General features: G+C 40.2%; 10 protein-coding genes. 3 read left to right on the top strand and 7 right to left on the bottom strand.

The window, feature by feature from the left end; translation table 11 throughout:
• Window positions 1-155: 155 nt before the first annotated feature.
• From CCK98_RS28420 to CCK98_RS28390, 7 genes are all read right to left on the bottom strand, one after another.
• On the bottom strand, window positions 156-2,975 hold the full coding sequence (locus tag CCK98_RS28420) for a hypothetical protein (protein ID WP_088089667.1): 2,820 nt from the start codon (window positions 2,973-2,975) through the stop codon (window positions 156-158).
• Complete coding sequence (locus CCK98_RS28415; RefSeq protein ID WP_088089666.1) at window positions 2,972-4,240, bottom strand: hypothetical protein; 1,269 nt, start codon at window positions 4,238-4,240, stop codon at window positions 2,972-2,974. Before CCK98_RS28415 ends, CCK98_RS28420 begins: the two co-directional genes overlap by 4 nt.
• Before the next feature lie 13 nt (window positions 4,241-4,253).
• Window positions 4,254-4,892 (bottom strand): beta-mannanase, encoded by a 639-nt coding sequence (locus CCK98_RS28410; RefSeq protein ID WP_088089665.1) that lies wholly within the window; start codon window positions 4,890-4,892, stop codon window positions 4,254-4,256.
• Between the two features lie 66 nt (window positions 4,893-4,958).
• Entirely contained in the window at window positions 4,959-6,233 is a 1,275-nt protein-coding gene (locus CCK98_RS28405) for a VWA domain-containing protein (RefSeq protein ID WP_088089664.1), read from the bottom strand.
• Between the two features lie 192 nt (window positions 6,234-6,425).
• The gene (locus CCK98_RS28400) at window positions 6,426-8,771 is read right to left on the bottom strand and encodes a hypothetical protein (RefSeq protein WP_088089663.1); all 2,346 of its coding nucleotides are present in this window, start codon (window positions 8,769-8,771) and stop codon (window positions 6,426-6,428) included.
• A gap of 265 nt (window positions 8,772-9,036) precedes the next feature.
• Window positions 9,037-12,429: a tubulin-like doman-containing protein gene (locus CCK98_RS28395; protein WP_088089662.1), complete on the bottom strand. Its 3,393-nt coding sequence runs from the start codon at window positions 12,427-12,429 to the stop codon at window positions 9,037-9,039.
• A gap of 255 nt (window positions 12,430-12,684) precedes the next feature.
• On the bottom strand, window positions 12,685-14,448 hold the full coding sequence (locus CCK98_RS28390; protein WP_088089661.1) for a VWA domain-containing protein: 1,764 nt from the start codon (window positions 14,446-14,448) through the stop codon (window positions 12,685-12,687).
• A gap of 225 nt (window positions 14,449-14,673) precedes the next feature.
• Between CCK98_RS28390 and CCK98_RS35685 the strand changes: the two genes are divergently transcribed.
• The 3 genes from CCK98_RS35685 to CCK98_RS28380 are packed head-to-tail and all read left to right on the top strand — an operon-like array spanning window position 14,674 to window position 17,547.
• Window positions 14,674-14,823 carry a hypothetical protein gene (locus tag CCK98_RS35685; protein ID WP_168245755.1) on the top strand — a complete coding sequence of 50 codons (150 nt, stop codon included), beginning with the start codon at window positions 14,674-14,676 and terminating at the stop codon, window positions 14,821-14,823.
• Entirely contained in the window at window positions 14,816-15,748 is a 933-nt protein-coding gene (locus tag CCK98_RS28385) for a hypothetical protein (RefSeq protein WP_088089660.1), read from the top strand. The genes CCK98_RS35685 and CCK98_RS28385 overlap by 8 nt, the downstream gene beginning before the upstream one ends.
• Before the next feature lie 17 nt (window positions 15,749-15,765).
• A complete protein-coding gene (locus CCK98_RS28380) occupies window positions 15,766-17,547 on the top strand; it encodes a hypothetical protein (RefSeq protein WP_142292203.1) in 1,782 nt (593 codons plus the stop codon).
• The last annotated feature ends 33 nt before the right edge of the window (window positions 17,548-17,580 follow it).

The raw sequence follows: 17,580 nt of genomic DNA, 5'->3' as shown, positions 1-17,580 counted from the left end.
ATAAAAACAGAGAAAAGTGTGTCCAATGAGGGCTATTGGCGACAAAAATCATATTTAAACAGTAAAAAGTGTCTCCAATGTCTAGTTCCCCAAAATCAACAATATAGGTTTCCTCAAAAAAAGAGCATCCCACCGCAGGAATGCTCTTTTTTGCACTATTCTTGGCTGTCACTTATTTGGTCTGTAAATGGGAATTCGTAAGCTACTTCACTTTCACCTTGTGTTAGCGTTAGTTTTTTAGTAGCTAATTTTACATCTGTAATACCCTCCGAGTTGTAATTAAGCGGGAGAGGTTCCAAGGTTCCATTCTTCATGTCAGATTTAATAGAGTATACCCACAGATAAGACTCTACTGTTTCACTATTGTTAGCGACTAATACGACTTCATACGTTTTATCATTCGGATCAAAATCATATTCCGTCCCAACAAGCGAGAATCCGTCTTTTAGCTGCCCATTTTCAAAGGGGCTGGCTTCCGTTTCAGTTTTCAGATCCAAGTGGAAATTACCATCTTGTCGATCGGTCAGGGTTACCCCTTGGGCTTGTCCAACAATTTTTTCAAATTGCTTTCCTTCAAGAGGCAGACTAAAGTTCTCACCGTCTACTTTTTCCTCAGATAACTTTTTAAATTGGTCTAAAGATACTACATTCTCTGCTTTCTTGACATTCTTTTTCACAGCAGGTGTCGATGCAACCTTTTTTGTGGAATGTTTACTGGAATAGTAGTCCACTCCAAACCAAGCTGCACCGCCTGCTCCGCCAAGAACGACTACAGCAATTAACAGTTTTACCCCATACTTTTTAAAGAATTTGACAAGAGGACTTGCTGTTTCTGTTTCAACTTCCTTCAAAAAGTTCTTAAAGCTGCTCTTTCGGATTAATTTCAATTCTTTATTGTATTTTTTATTCCGCCAAATTGATTTTGGATCGGAAACTAAATAGCTTCGTAATGCACTTCGATAAGGTACGTCAATTCCAACTAAATTTGAATGATCCTTAATAAAAGCCATCATCGTTTTATCATCGCTGTATTGGATTAAGTGTTTAAATAGCATCCCATAATCTACGTCACCATGTTCTGACCCAAGGGCAATATTTAGAACTGGAATGTGCTCAGTGGTAACCTTGACTCGTAAGAGCTGCTGCAAAATCTCCCGCACCAGTTCACGGCCCGATCTTGATAACGATTTAAGCTGATTAGGACTAGCATGAGATGGCTTGCTGAGCACCTGGTATAGGGCATCAGTCATTAGATAATTATCTTTTGCCTTGCCATCCTTCATATCTCTCGGGTTTATCGGTTGGTTGAAAATTTTACCGAATGTCATGATATCCTGAGTTGTCAGTTCTTTTGGACGAATATGATCTAACATCGCCCATACTGAACTCCTAAACATCTTTTGTTTAAAATTGAGAAAATCCTTGTCTGCCATATCCACCTTAAAGTCCTTGATGGCAAGAACCGCGGTGAAAGCATTACTTTCCTGTTTTAACGAGGCTTCAATTTTCGTAATCACTACCGATTTAAACTTTTCGATAGATAAAAGGTATGGTGAGCCAAGCATTGATTTGAGCTCCCGAAGAATCTCTTCGACTCGAATGATCCGATTGAACCGTTCATCCAGATAAAGCTCAAGGAGACTGTCATAGTTGGGATGCTCATTAATAAACATCAAAATCGCTTTATAAGAGCGATTGTCCTGTTCAACCAATTTCCAGAGCTTATGGAAAAGTTGAGCATTTTGATAATAGTTGAGTGTTTCTAGTATGAACGAGAGAGCCTCATCGCTTCGTACCATTTGATTGATGGACACTACAGCGTGAATGTAATCTAGAGCTGTTGTAGGATCGCCTGCATATTTTTCCATCGCTAGGATTTGTAAAAATAGCTCAACCAAAGGCTGTTTCTCATCACTATTCATCTGTAGAAACTTCTGCAAACTATTTAAAAAGCCTAGTTTATTTTCTTTATATAAGGCGTCATCGTGACTATTAAGTGTTTGATAAAGGGAGGTCAACTGATAGTAGCTCGCTACCTCTAGCTTCTGCTCCTCAGGTAAGCCTGATAATGCCGTTTCTGCGAACGCAAAGAAATCGTCCATTCGCTTCGATTGGGTAAAATGGTCGAGTGCAAAGTCCAGATACTCATGCTTCTGACCAGTAATATCAAGGCCAGAAATCCTATCATTTGCAAAATCAAAAATGAATTGCTTTTCAATCGAACGATCATTCATGTTTAATGTACCTGGCTCATAAAACATCACATGGATATAGTTTTTACTCTCTGGTTCACTTGAAAAGGTCATTGCGCCTAATTTGCGGCGGTGTGTATAGGGCAAATAAAGATAAATTAACTCCAACAGTTGAAGTGCAGCCTTCGAATATTCCTGCAAAGGTACATTTAATGAGATAAACACCTTTTTCTTCCCAGCAATGGACGACATGACTGCAAATAATAGTTGTTTAAACTGATCTTCGCGAATTCCTAAATTCCCCAAAAGAGTATCTTTTCCGGCAAGAACATCCATATCATCATATCCGGTTTCTTCCAATGCCGGAAGAACATGGCCTTGATCCATTTTATAGGAAGTCTGAAAGTCATTTATTTGAAATAGCTTTTCAGGATGTTTAATCCATTCTTCCTTTCGGCTTGGAGGGAGTACATAGTTATGCATGAAATAAGCGCTGCGCTGACCCGTAAAATCAGCAGGCACAAATACAGATTGACCAATGACCATGTCACCGGTTTCCGGCTGAAACAGTGTGACAGTTTCCGGGTAGAGGGAACTGTCCTTTTCTCCACGTGATGTTAAAGCCTTTGGTGATTGATAAATGCAAAAGGGATGTAGATATTTTTTCACAAATGACTTGTCCAAGCCTTCGGAAATAGCAATGGTATCATATCCGTCCGTTGAGAGGAAAATTCCGCCCCGTTCCCTGGTATACATTTGTTGTTGAATTAACTTTCCGGTCACTGCACATGTCTCCCTTCTATATAGCCCAGCTTATACAGGAGCCAAATAAACGGTTCATCCACACGAATCGGACTAATTATTCCACTAACTTGTCGATCGACTGGATTGCTTCCGAGGGCAGACACGGCAAAATAGGAAGCCTCGTTAAAAAAAACATCAATGGAACCGACGAACGGAGTATCTACCTTTGATAGAAACCTTCTAATCTCTCCATTGATATTCTCGTATTCATCCAGGTTAAGGTATCCACTATGTGTAACATTGTGGAACACATTGCTATTAGAACGAATATATTCACCCTCGTCGGAACTTAGGGTATACAATAAATCACTTTTTGTCAGCACGACTGCAGTCGGAATATTCGTTTTGTTGTTTTCCTGTTGAGAAATGAAATCCTCAAATAATGCGACAACAACTTCGCGGGGTTCACGAGCAAGTCCAACTATCTCCCCCGGATTTTCACCCATTTGATGAAGCATTTTCTGACGGATTGCTCGAATTTGCATTGGGTCGACTAAGAATAAAATTCCCGCTGAATTTTTGATATGGGGAGCATGAAGTTGAAGATATTCTTGTTCAGTCATACCCTCACCAGCTACATCAAAAAATACGAGTGTCAGTGGTGCTTTGTTTTCATCTTTAAACACAAATTGGAAAATAAACGGTTCTTGGCGCTTTGTCGTAGCGGTAGCATCAAGCAAATTTCCATTTTCAAATAAAGGAATTTCATAGTCATCCCTGAATCTTCTGCTAATCGCGTTATTAAGCGGAATACATGCCGCATTAAAATTATTAGCTGTTACATGTTGCAAGGTATGAATGAGAGACGTAATATAAACAGATTTCCCGACGGAAGTGGCACCGACAATAGAAAGAATATTACTTGGATATTTACCTGCTGTAACGGGAAGTTCGTTATGGCACCCTGGGCAAAGTCGCTTTCTCGTCACAACCGCGTATTTATCAGAAACACCCATAAGCACACCGTTGGAGTAAATCTTATTATCATCTGGAATCGTCGAAGGATAAACAATTGCCTCAATTTCATCAATTTCGGCAAGCCCAAATTTCTTCCGATAATCGTTCAATTTATCATCTTCCTGAAGGTTGAAGGCCTCATCATCATCACGATAGTGTGCAGCACGGAAGACGACATCTTCATGATGAAATTTTGAGAAGCAGTAGGGACAGACAATATCGTAAAATTGCGGTCTTGGAGCTTCCGGCTGTGTTGTTCCAAACATTCTTTTTAGTAGTCCAAACATGTAATGTCTCTCCTTATTCTGGAATCAGTTCAAAAATTTCAGCTGATTTCCTACCATTACTAAAAAAGATTCTAATAAATTCATCCTTACCGATTTCCTTTTCAAGCAGCTCCGTTTTTCCGGGTGGGAAATCACGAATAAATGGGAAGACGGTTCCATCTTCAATGGACATGGGAGGACTGCCCGTTTTTTTAACATAGACTAACAGATCTTTATCAAGCACGATTTCTGACATGATGGACATGCGAACTCTTTTTTTCGGCTGAAGGAATTTATTTTTATAGGTAATTGAAAAATAAATCTTTGCCTTCGATCCCGTTATAAAAATGAGATTATTATCGTTTTCCTGACTAAAAACAGCCAGCTTTCTGTCACGTTTTTTGCAGGGGAAGATGCGATAGGCGTAGCGGCCAATCGCATCCAGTCTGCCAACATATCCATGATTGGCTTTATATTCCTCGCGGGTATAGAGTTTCAAATCCTGCTCATTGATTTCGCTGATTGGTTTTACATTGTCTGAGGACGCTTTATAAATATAGACAAAGTCGATATCTTTAGACCAGAACCAAGTTAAGTGAACCTCTGAATCTCTTATTGTCTTTCGTAAATCCTTTATTTCATAGTCAGGGGAAGCAAGGGTTTCCCAGTTCACCAGAAATCACCCACCATCTTTTCTAATTGATACGGAGAGGTCCAAGCCGCTCCTGAACGCTGTCCATCAAAATCCCTTTTTAAAATGATCCCTTTTTGATGAATTTCTTTTTACGGAAAAATCGGACCCACTGGTGTTACGCTGCGCACTGCCCGAAAACTTTTCACGAATCGGAATAATCAGCGTTCCAAGACCAGTTAACGCAGTTAAGAGAATATCGGCAGCGAGGCGGTAAGAAAATCCTGACTGCAGGCTATCTTGCAAACCAAGTTCGAGTACCAATCCTGCTAATAGTCCAGCAAACACCCCAGTAATAGCATAGCTTTTCGCTAAATAACGATTGTCGAAAATTATTCCAAGCGCGAGACCAAACAATCCGCCGATTAACGTGATTAAGACCACTCGGAGAATGGCGAGATAGGTGCTGTCTTGAAACAATCCGTGTCTTTGGGTCACAAGCAAACGGTCCTGGTTTTCTAAGTAAATTTTTTCAAATACGTTCGTTAATTCATTGGCATTTTTTACATCATAGAAGGAACCACCGGTCCGCGAAGCAATTAATTTAAGTAATTGGGCTCCTCCTTTATCAATCTTGCTCATCCCAATCGTATTTATGACAATGTCCTTATTCTGGTATGGCTCTACCACTGTATCAAGGTCAAGTTCGCTATAACCATCTGAGAACAGAATGACCATTGGTTTTCGTCCATTTTTTTTGTGGTCATCAATCTCTTGAATAGCTGTGTCCAAGGCGTTGCCAATATCGGTGCTTCCTGTAGCTTGTAAACGATTGATTTGCTCAATCGCATCGGTGCGTTCTTGTTTATCACTGACCTTAAACATCGATTTTGTAATATTAGCATCTTCGTTAAAAGAAATAACGGAGGCACGGTGGGTCGGCTTCATATTGGATATGAGCTTTCCGGCAGCCTTCAAGCTTTCGTGTCCAGGATCCGTTTCATTCATGCTGTCTGAGATATCCATGACCATCACGATATCGTCTGGCGGTTTGATATTTGAGAAATTAAGAGAATCTAAGAATTGAAATAAAAGGCCGGCAGCAAATAGCATGACAAGCGTGGCAGGTACCAGCATCTTCCAAGAAAGGCCCGAATATTCCAAGCGCCAACTGCGTCCATTAATAATGGGACTAATTAACTCAGCACCTAAGCAGAAGAGACCTGCGATCAGGGCTAACTGGCCAAAATAGGCGCCCATTAATAGGATATTAGGCCATACACCATAATAGGACTCGATTAACCATTCACCAAGGATAGCACCTAGAAGCCCGGCAATGATACTAAAAACAAAAAACAGGATACTAAATTTTCGAACAGGCATGTTCAAATCTCCTTACTAAAAGAGTTCGTTTTCAATGATTAAAGGTAATTCCTTGAAATTTGATTACCGTCTAGCTCCAACGCCCAACGGCTAGTGGACTTCGCCCTTCTCCCTACGATAAGTCAAGCACGAATGCGCTATTGCTCTCCGTGTTTCCTTTATCTCAGTCGAAGTGCTCCAGTCCATACGCCGCTAAGCGGGTGTTTCCGCTTTGGAGTGGAATTCGTATCCTTTTTCTGTGTAGGCCTTGTAGTATTTTTCCCCTCTTTGGTAGTACATTAAGTCACTCAGCCTAAAGCCGCCCATCAGGGTAAGCTTTTCGATTCCGCTGCTATTCTTCTCATGGGCACAGCCCACCTTAAAATGGCGTGTTTCTTGTTCCTTTTCCAAAGCGAACTTCATGAATTTGCTGTGAAAGTCACCAAAGAAGTATTTTTCTTCATAGCGGTGTTCCTGTTTGTAGTTAAAAACTTCAATATGAATCGAGGAATTTTCGCTTAAGCGCGTGTTTAATTGCTTGAACAAATCCTCTTTGGTTAGGACGTCTTGATTATCATAGTGCGTCATAACATTCGCCCGTTCTAACAGTTCATCTTCAAAGCTGCGCTGAAATTCCTCTTGGGTCAATACCTCACGATTACAGACAAACAGCAATCTTTCAATCAGGTCGGTCGCTCCGTTTTCAAGGAATGATAGCAGGTTTCCAAAAAAGCGCTCTTCAGAAAAGAAATGAGGACCGCGTTTTTCCTTTAGCTTTGCTGTTACGCTGCTAATCATTTGTCCATAATACTGCGCGATATTTTTATCTAAATACTCATCCGAATCATACAGACTCTCCGCAGCTGCTTGTTTCAATAATGATTCCACCTGATCGACAATCTCTATTTTCGCGCGCAGATACTGGTGGTTTTCCTGTAACACTACATGATATTGCTTTAAGATGGCTTGCTTTACCTCAAGTTTGATCATTTGATACTTTAAGCCGTAAGCTTCTTCAAAAAAATACTGTAAAAAGCTAGTTAGGTTTTTCTTGTCTGAAAATGGGAGATAGCTTTTTTTAAAATCACAGCTATCCACGATTCGATGATAGAGCTGCTCGAGCCGTGCTTCAGCTTCCGCTCGTTCATTTTTGGCTTCACGAATCATTTTATGAATTTCATCCAGTATGCTAATATTTGAGCCTGTGGAATCAGAGGTCCATAAATAAGCGCAATATAACCCGTATTTTTCATTATTAATCACGTTTTCATGGAGGCATCGCTCAATATGTGCTTTCAAGTTCATGGTTTGTAAATGCTCACTGACTGGCTCTTTAAAGTTAGTATGGAAAAATCGTTCCGTACCACCTTCATACAGATGCTCTTCTGCCTCCTTGACAGACAATCTTTTTACCGTTTGATAGGAATTGGACACTCCCATCATGTCATTCATATCCACGAGCTTTTCATCCGAAGGAATGATGTCATGATAATATTTCTGGAAAGAAGCCTCGGTCAACTCAAATAAGCCGAGTACATTTTCGCGTTTCTCGGAGCTGGATGCTTTTAATGATGTCAGCAGTTCATGGAAAAAATGGCTGGCCGCATGAAGCGCAATCGCTTTATTGGGGCGGTTCACCTTGGAAAAGCCAGCTGAGGCGAATACTGGTTCCTCAGAGTTTCCTCTGAAACTACGTTTAAAGTCCTGATGATTATAGCTGTCCATCTTTTCATGATAATCGGTAATCATTTTTCGGTTTTTTAAGAGATTTAGATTGCTAATAATTTCGTAGTTTTGCTTCCCGGCATCACTTGAAATTAAGCCATCTTCATTTTTATCACTTAACAAATACACCATGTCAAAGAGTGGAGAAGGAGGGTGAACGACTGGAAGCCGCAGATCTTCTTCTAACTGAAGTTCTTTTTCAAAGGTGTATTTATCGTGTTGAAACTGATTTAACTCATTAAAAAAACTAATCCCCAGTGAAGTGGAGAGAGCAAAATTTTCGCCATCCTGCTTTTCCTTTATTAATCCATATAAATCTACTTCCACTTGTCGAAAAGACTCTTGTAAAATACTTTTTAACAGCAAAGTAAATTCTTGAATCAGGATATTTGCAGGGTCGTCGACGGCCGTCACCACACATAAGTTTAGTTTAACTAGTGAGGAATAGACCTTTCCGTACTCAGCAATTTTGGAAGAAAGTTTACGGAAGGTTTTATTTAGTTCAATCAGCAAATTCTCATCCCGATAAAAGGACTCGTAAATGCTTCTACGAATGGTTTTGGGATCAAAATGATGATCTGGAAGTTGAATGGATAACACGTTATCGTGGCTGATTGTATTGGTTTGAAAGGCATGGAAATATAACACACCCGTGCTGTTATGCCATTTTTCTTCATTAATAGTCATGATGGATGTCATGGCTTCCTTGACAGAGTCGCCTAGAAATAAAAAGACAATGGGATGGTTCACACTGCGCTGTTCATTTTCCTCTAATGTCATTTTTTCCAGCTGGTTTGAAAAGGTGTTTGCGTATTTTTGTAAGAGTTCTTTCAAAGCTGTTTCCCCCTAAGAGAAGAAAGTAGTAGTTTTCTACTTTGAGAATTGTCCAGCTCCAGCGCCCTAGCGACTAGAGTGCTTCCCTCACCTCGCTTCGATAAGTCAAGCACGAATGCGCTAACGCTCTTCGTGTTTCCTTTATCTTGGCCGGCTCAGTCCAGCCCTTACGTCGCTGACCAGGGCACTTTCGCTTTTCTAGATTAGAGGCGGCCACATGCAAAAGCTGCAAATGGCCTAAGTAAAAGTATCTGTTATTATTTTCTTATGATTTCAATTGACGAAGCATGTCATTAACCTTAAGCATCATTTCTTTATAGAAACTGTATATTTCTTCACCATTGACTAAATCCTGGTAATCGTAATCAAGGGCTTCTTTTTCCCTTGAATAGGTTGCAGCCATTTCCTCTAAAGCAGTAACAAGTTCGGTCGTGTTCTCTTGGTTAATCATGTCATTGCTGCGACGATCTGATTTCTTTTGCAGTTGATCCATTTTCTTTTGGCTCAATGCTTTAAAGGCATGATAAAGTTCATAATCAACAAACTTCGTTGTCTTCATTAAATTCACAAATGGTTCCCATGCATCTTCTTCAATCTCTTTATCGTACACGTATAAGGCGCCGCGTTTCCGAATCGTTTTTGTATAAACGGCTTGAATGAATTGAGTTAAAGAAACCTCTTTTTCCTCTTGTGAGGCAATATATTGCTCAATCTCAGAGATTTTCTCTTTAATTAAGTGGTACTTTCTAACTTCTAGTTTTACTTTTTCGATGAGTTTAGGTGTACGGATGAGATTTTCTTTTGCCAATTCCAAGTTGGTGCTGTCAAAGATATCACTCACACCGCTGGACTCCATGCCGCCGTTAAACATGTCTTTAAGCTGTCGAAGGATTTGCTTCAGGCTGCCAAGGGTTGCTTTGTTTAACTGTTTTGAATCTATTTCGTACTGAGCAAATAAGTCTGAAATGTTCATCTCTTTTGTAAAATGGCATTCGTAGCGAGCACTAGTGCTGTGATCGGAATTTTTCTCCGTAATGACTTTAAATTCCATCGCTTGTTCAAACATCGAACGGATGCTGGCATTGTATTGCTGTACGCGCTTGTTGCGGTACGTATCTCCCCATGATTCTTCAGGAATCGGTGAAGGGAGGTAGGCCCAGTTTTCTTTATCTGTTTGGACAAGGTGGCGGCCAACGCCTTCTCTTTCTAAAATCGTTTTTTCATAGGACTCCTCATAAATGGAGAGTGGGGAGTACGAGAACAATGGAATACCATTTTTTGTGTTTAACCAGAAGATCCGATTCTTCAGTTCACTCTCTTTAATGGTGAAATGAGATTCACTAATCGAATGCTTTTGGTATTCCTTAACTCCTTTTAAAATATTAGGAGCCTTTACTGGGACGGATACAAATCCCCATTCTGGGAAATGAAGGGCACCACGACCGTTATCTAAATGGAACACTGGTGTTGCATCACCATCAAGTCGGGCAGCAATTTTGTCTTGGATGATTCGATCAATTGGCATATCTTCGCCGTGTTTAAGCCTTAAAAAGTCTTCCATTGATTTCGTAATCAACTCGCCAAACTGGTCGCTTAGGAATTCTGAAACGGTACCTACGATATCGATATCTGATTCATTGACCCAATAGGATGACTTTTCGAGAAGCATTTCTGACCATTGCTGGACAAGTTGTTCTCCATCCTTTGAATTGAACATACTCTCAATTTCACGGGCCACATCCGGTACACTGACTAAATGCCAGTAATAGGTGACATTATCTTGTTGTTTGACTTCCTCACCATTCACAAGAATATTAGCGTTCTGTTCAAATATCCCTCTAAGTGCATCGAGGATTTCTTTATAGACCACATAAATCTTGTTGTTTTGACTATTGATTAGCTGATATAGATCTTCATAGAATTCAATCATTTCTTCCATTCGTTCTTTTTCTGCGCGAAGATCATACTCATTCAACTTGGACTCGATATAGGCATTCTTTTTCTTTTCCTTAGATATAAATGCACTTCTGGCATCTTCAAGTTTATTGTAGGTATACTCCTCAGCCGATTGAATGGCTTTAGGCATACGTTCTAGACGTTCGCGTAAGCTTTCTACATAGGTTTGCAGGGTCGTTAATAAGCAAAACCCGTCCTTCTGGTAGATTAAACGTGATGCGTAGATAGGGCCTTTTTTGGAATGTAAAAACATTTTCTCAATTTGCCGGCGGAATTCTTCCATGATTTCGCCTGGATGCTGCTTTTTGCATTTACGATACTGATCTTTTGCTTTTAAAAGAAACTCTCTGTCTAATTCATCATTGATATTGGTTACCGATGTTTTGATGACATTGTTGTAGGAGAAACGGTCACTATTCTCATAGCCTGAAAGCGGTTCTGGTACACGTTCATTAAAGCGTTGGTGAACGGAATCAGGGTCAATCCGCAGTTTTTCAGCAAATTGCTCCACATCTGATTGCTCAGGACCTGCTTCAAACATATTATCCATTTTTTCAAACAGCTTGTAGGCGATGTAGGTTGTCATTTCTTCCAGTGGAATTTCTGCCATGGAAGCGCCAATAATGTTGTATTGATAGTTAGCTGGATACGGCTTATGCATGCCGGCAATATTGGATCTGATATTGCTGATATAGTCATGGATGGCAAATTCCTCGCCGGATCCTTTATCTTCACTAGCCATAAAGTTTGTAATATTTTCAGCTGTTACATTCATGCAGTAATCGTAGGCATTCTCAAGCCATTTACCCTCAGTATTCGTACCTGATATTAAATGGCAGAGATTAAACGGCGGCACTTGTGAGTTCACGGTTAATAAATTGCCGTACTTCTGAATAAACCGTTCATTTCTTTCATCACAGTTCATCCAGTAGTCGAGTTCTTTTAAGGCAGCATAGCCGTTTTTCTGGATGTATTCAGCCGTATGGTGGTTGATTCCTTTTTTAGATAAATTCACATCAGGTGTGAAAAGGTAGCCAAGGATGCTCAAACGGTCGACACCTTTTGCCCCAAATTTTTTATCCATGATACCTCTAATAATGTAGGCAATATCCAGGTAACAGCCACTGCCAGTCCCACCAGAAAGACCGGTAAGTAGGAAGACGTATAATCGTTTTCCAGACCCTTCAAGTACGGCATCCATTTTGTTTTGGATGATCGTTACTACCTGATTGATTTTTGTAAACATGAGCAGTCTGCCCGCTTGGCGTACGCCTGAAGCCCCGCTGATTCCATCCGTTATTGACAATTCGGGTGATAACCAGTCTTTGATATAAGGTTCAATCGTGCTGCGATTTGAAAGAACGCTGCCGATTTCTGGGTTGGAAAGCAGGACGAATTCTTTATGAGGGTCAAGGCCAATCCCATTATATTTTTTATTACGATCATGCTCATTCGTTTCAAATGCTAAAAACTCAATGTTACTTGGTTTATCTTTCTTCTTTTTCGATAAGGGATCTTCTGGAAGTTTAAAACGGCGATTTACTTGGTATTTGAGTCTTAATAGGGCATCAATTCCTGTACCGCCAAGCCCAATGACAAGCATCGGATTGTCAATCGTATCAACGCGGATCTTCTCTGATATAATCCCGCCGCCATGGGCGACTTCCAACTGTGATATATGCTCTTTAACACTTGCCTTCATGCAACTATTCCTCCCTAGCTGTGAACTACTAATATATAAAGACGAAAAATAATTTGAATAGGATTCAGTTATCGGTGCCTGACACCGTAGACTTGGCCAAGGCGTGTCCAGCTACAGCGCCCAGCGGCTAGTGGACTTCGCTCTCCGCCCTACGATAAGTCAAGCACGAATGCGCTAACGCTCTCCGTGTTTCCTTTATCTCAGTTGGAGCGCTCCAGTCCATACGCCGCTAAACGGGCGCTTCCGCTTTTCTTGTTAGCTTATATATTCAATATAAATGGACTTATTTACCTTCTTTAACACAATGCGCAGACGGTCATTTCGTTTGATCTGCTGACCTTTCTTGGCATCGATTGCCCGGCCGCTTTTTTCAATCGTACAGTCCGAGTTGTTGATCAGCAGGAGCAAATCACCGGCATGCGGCTTGAAGATAATTTGATTGGTTTCAGCGAATTCAGGATGCAATCCCAGCAGCTGATGCAGCTGAAACTTCCCTTTAAAACCTTTTAATGGCTTGTATTGCGGATTTGAGCGTTCACCAGTATCCTCGTCTTTTACTTCCACAACGATTTGACCACTAAAACCTTGCTTTTTCCTTAACTTGTTGTAAGCAAATAGGGCAAGAAGAATGAGCCCAATCACCCCAACAAGAACATAAAGCCATGGAAACGGCGTGTCCTCTTTTGGTTGAGTGGTTTTAGCTGCTACAGGTGTCTTGGCTGTGTTTTGCACCGTTATTTTTTGCGGCTGTGTTTCACGGAAAAAGCTATTATCTTCCGCTTTTACCACTACTTCATAACTGCTTGAGTTTCCTAACTTAAATTGACCCGAAAAGCCTTGGTCATCCGCTGTTAAGCTTACTTCCTCGGTTTTCCCTTGATCGAGATCTTTCACATATAGAGTCGATTTCATTGATTGATAAATGCTTTTATCAGCGATAGGTGTACCATTATCTTCAAAAAAGGAATGGATCTTAACTGTTTCGCCCGCCTTGTAACTTTGCTTAGCAAGCTTATCTAGCTTCAACTGTAAATCATAATTGAAAACAAGGTTGATATCGATTTTGTCCTTTGCTACCCCTTTAACCTTCAGTGTCCAATCTCCCTGAACTGGTTTCAACAGTTTGACCATAGAATAGGTCTTCGATTTTGAAAGTAGGACTTGGTCTGAAGGGATGGCGAGCTCTTTACCGGAAGGATCAACGAGCTTAACCTCGACCGGATGGTTTGACATTAATGAGATGTTGGCTTCTAATACATTTTCATTGGGAACATTTATTTTGATATCTTGAAAATCACCATTACCTACTATTTGATTAATCGGAACGATTTTTAATTTTAAATGGTTGGCGAAAATTTCACTAAGGATGCCTGGCAATTTATCGGCAGAACTTGCTTCGAAGAATTCCCCATTCGTGCTCTTGGCTATATTTGTGAGAACCTGTTTATTTAGCTTGCCATTAGCGTTTAAGCCAATCGTATAGATTGGATATCCTTTAGCTTTAGCGGCGGCGACTGCTTGGTCTAGGTCTTTTTCCGCTTGTTTTTCGGTTTTGGACTTCTTTGGGTCTAGTTCGTTATTCCCGTCGGCAAGCAGAACGATCAGTGGATAATAACCTTGCTCGTGACTACTATCTAATACGTTGACGGCTTCCTTAACCCCAGTTGATAAATCGGTGTACATATATTTTTGAACGGAGTCGATGAACGACTTTAGGTCCTTCTTATCCTGTTCGGACTTGATTTTGACAAGCGCTTTTTCACGCATGACTTCGTCAGCGTAAGCGATGGCACCAATTTTATCGCCATTAAAGGAGGCCATATCAATGAACATCTTCATCGCTTCGTTACTGATATTCTTCGGGTCACTGCTCTTCATGGAATTACTGACATCAACGACAAGCATTCCCTCTATTCGAGAAGTGGAATTTAACGGACTTGCAGCGTGTACATTATATAAGGAAATATTCCAGAATAGACACGCAACTACGATTAAACTACTGATACATTTTCTTAACATCTGTGTGCAACCCCCACTGCATTTTTCCTATTTCGGGTAATAATTACAATTTTTGCATTGTACAACTATTTTACCACTTTCCTATTATATACCGAAACAATTATTCCCTAGATATATTATAATTCTACTATTATAATATAAGATAATGTATTTATTGGAAACTATCTGGGATTATTTGTGGATAATTGGTTTTCATATAAAATGATCTCAGGAAGGAGAAGTAAAATGTACGGTGTGGTATTCACTAGTCTTCTAGTTTTAATCCTTTGTTGGAAAACCTATAAATTAATGAAAAATAAGCGAAATAGCGGTGATTTTGAAGGTATTGATGATGAATTAGTCATCATGCTAAATGAAGGTGATTCGATTGGCTAAACAGGCCGTCCAGCTCTCCAAGAAAAAAAGAACAAAATATCGATTTCAAAAGCTAAAGATGTGTAAAAAATGCAACCGTTATTCTGTTTTAGGGGATGAAAAATGCCAGAATTGCGGTTCAGATTTTATCGGAATTGAAACGCTCGTGAAGTCGATTTTTAAAAACCGTTTATTTACGGAAGCGATATGGATCTTAATGTTTGTTTGTGTAGGTATTTTGGCTGCTCCAACGGTAAAAATGTTATATTACTCGTTAATTGCCGGGGTAGTGTTTGTAATTGGATATGTCATTCTTACCTCCATCTTCATGAAAAGTGAGTATTTCATGCAACTGAAAAAACTACTTCGAATCGACCTTAGAAAAATTGCCGCAGGTATTCAATATGACAGTGAACTTGCCAAAGAGGATGTTCATGCTGAGAGACTAGCCCCAGCATATGAAAAGCTCCGTGATATTGGCGATTTTATAGCGAGTGATCAGGTAAAAATCCGCCGTATCATGGTCTTGAATGAAATCGTTCTAAGGAGTGATATGGAGCTTGAACTAGAACCCCTTATTCCTTCATCCTATGATTCGAATTTTGTAAAATATGCACTTGAGGTGTTAAAAATTAATCGGACGCTTTTTACGAAAAAGTGTATTGCCTACTTTATTAAGTATCGTGAGGCCATTGTCAGCGATTTTGGAATGGATTCACTTATTTCTGTGGCCGGCTCAGCGTTACGAATGAAATTGTACATCCTAGAATTTTCAGAGTTCATCGAGGAATTCCTTGAATATTTCCCAAAGGACCGGTTCTTGCGACTGTGCAGTATCATCTATTCCAACCCGGAAGTTGATTGGGGCAGTCTAGAGGAAAAAACCAAGCGTGTAGTTATGGTGAGGTATCATTACGATCCTGATTTCAAGCAGTTCGTATCGTAGAAAGGATCTTACTCAATATGTTTAAATTTACCGTTTATCGAAAAGTGAATATGTCTAGGAATTTTTTCTTGTTAATGCTGGTTATCTTGCTCGGGCTGGTTAGCACAAAAATCGTTTTGGCACATGAAAAAATTGACACCTACAATGAAGCAGTAAAATTATTTAAGTCAGGTGAATTAGTCGCTGCAGAGGAAAAGTTCCATGCTGCAAAGCTAAATGTTTCTGTCACTGACCATAACAAAGACATCAATTTCATGCTATCCATTCTGTCACCGATTCGTGAAGTCATGGAAGATCTAGATGAAAAAGCGGCTGATTATAATGAAGGAAATGACCTCGACAACCTCATTAAAATATACGATCGTTGGAAGGAAAGCGAGAAAAAGTGGGTGTCAGGCACCAATGTTCAAAAGGATATGTACGGGGAAATGGTGGCGTTGACGAAGCTAGATACGGATATGAAGGGTTATTTTTCCACGATTAAAAAGGAAAATCTTGATAAATTAATGAATGAAACGGCTAATGACATTTCTGAAGAGGAGGAGATTTTTACAGTCCTCAATAAGATTCCAGCAGAATATTACGGCAGTCGTTTGTCAGCTAAGACAGAAGCGATCCAATCTTCATTCAAAAACTATTACGCGGCAAAGATAAATAAAATGGTTGAAACTGGCACTGTCTCATCGATTATTGACGAGGGGAGCAGGCAGTTTAGTGCACTAAGAATATTGTCGTTGGATTCTAGCTGGCTTGAGCAAACCCTTGATTCGAACTTGTTAAGGATTGTAAAGGCTGCGATCGATAAAAAGGATTATGGCGCATTTGCCGAAGCAGCAAATTCAATCAAAAAGTTAGAAGCGAATATGAATGGTGCCGATGTATTTGCTTATATTGAAAAAACAACATCTGATCTATTCGTTAAAGCGGAGAATCTCACAGAGGCTAATAAATACGAGGATGCAATTAGTATCTTTGAAGCATTAAAACCACTAAAGGACACGACTGAATCTATTGCGAGTGCCAATCTTGCTTGGGATAAATATGAACCCATTCGCGTTTTAAAACGTCTGTATCCAGGAAAAGAGTTTCCGAACGTTATAAATGCAAAAAACAAATGGGGCGCAGACAGCGTCGTTGCAGCAATCTCCAAGGACGGCGGCATATATTTTGGAAAGCTTACCGGAGAGGAAGCAATGGTTGTAACCGAGGGGTCGATCGAAGGGGCAGCGTCCATTAATAAGTTGGCTTTTAATAGTAACTTCAGCACTTCTAACAATCCAGTCCTTTATATTGAGGCAAAGTCAACCGAACGGAAGCATCATTATATAGCCTATGAAGTCAGCGGCGGTTCGATGGGTAAGATTCTCGATGTGGAAGCGGATAAGCTAACTTTCGAATCAGAGCAAGTATTGGTTGTAGATAATCCTGTTGGACAGGGTGAAGGGGAGCTCGCTTACTTTGAACCCGATGGTAGCGGGGAATATCAGTTTTCTAGTATAAAGGTAGACTATGTTGATATACAAGTCACAGATATAGCCAACTATTATGGGGAGAAGGTTCGCTTCACTGCTTTCGCAGATACAGTCCAAAATGGAGGGGCCTTGGTAACCTTATCGGAAACCTATAACAATAGCACGGGACTATGGGAGAAAACGTATTTGTTATTAAAGGGAGATTCCGATTTCACAATCTATGAGAATTATACCGTTATTGGTACCTTCAATAGTTATGAGGATATTACCGACGAAAACGGCGAATCGGTTCGCGTCCCCGTTTTTCATGTGGAAAAAGTTGAATAAATGAAAGAGGACCAAACAAGGGCTTTTGCTGAT

Source organism: Bacillus sp. OV166 (genome assembly GCF_900177675.1).
Classification (GTDB): Bacteria; Bacillota; Bacilli; order Bacillales; family Cytobacillaceae; genus Neobacillus.
This window is presented reverse-complemented; position numbering and strand designations above follow the sequence as displayed.

Bases quoted from the DNA above. Each gene is read 5' to 3' on its own strand.
- CCK98_RS28415 (WP_088089666.1), bottom strand. From the start codon at position 4,240: ATGTTTGGACTACTAAAAAGAATGTTTGGAACAACACAGCCGGAAGCT.
- CCK98_RS28405 (WP_088089664.1), bottom strand. From the start codon at position 6,233: ATGCCTGTTCGAAAATTTAGTATCCTGTTTTTTGTTTTTAGTATCATT.
- CCK98_RS28395 (WP_088089662.1), bottom strand. From the start codon at position 12,429: ATGAAGGCAAGTGTTAAAGAGCATATATCACAGTTGGAAGTCGCCCAT.
- CCK98_RS28390 (WP_088089661.1), bottom strand. From the start codon at position 14,448: ATGTTAAGAAAATGTATCAGTAGTTTAATCGTAGTTGCGTGTCTATTC.
- CCK98_RS35685 (WP_168245755.1), top strand. From the start codon at position 14,674: ATGTACGGTGTGGTATTCACTAGTCTTCTAGTTTTAATCCTTTGTTGG.
- CCK98_RS28380 (WP_142292203.1), top strand. From the start codon at position 15,766: ATGTTTAAATTTACCGTTTATCGAAAAGTGAATATGTCTAGGAATTTT.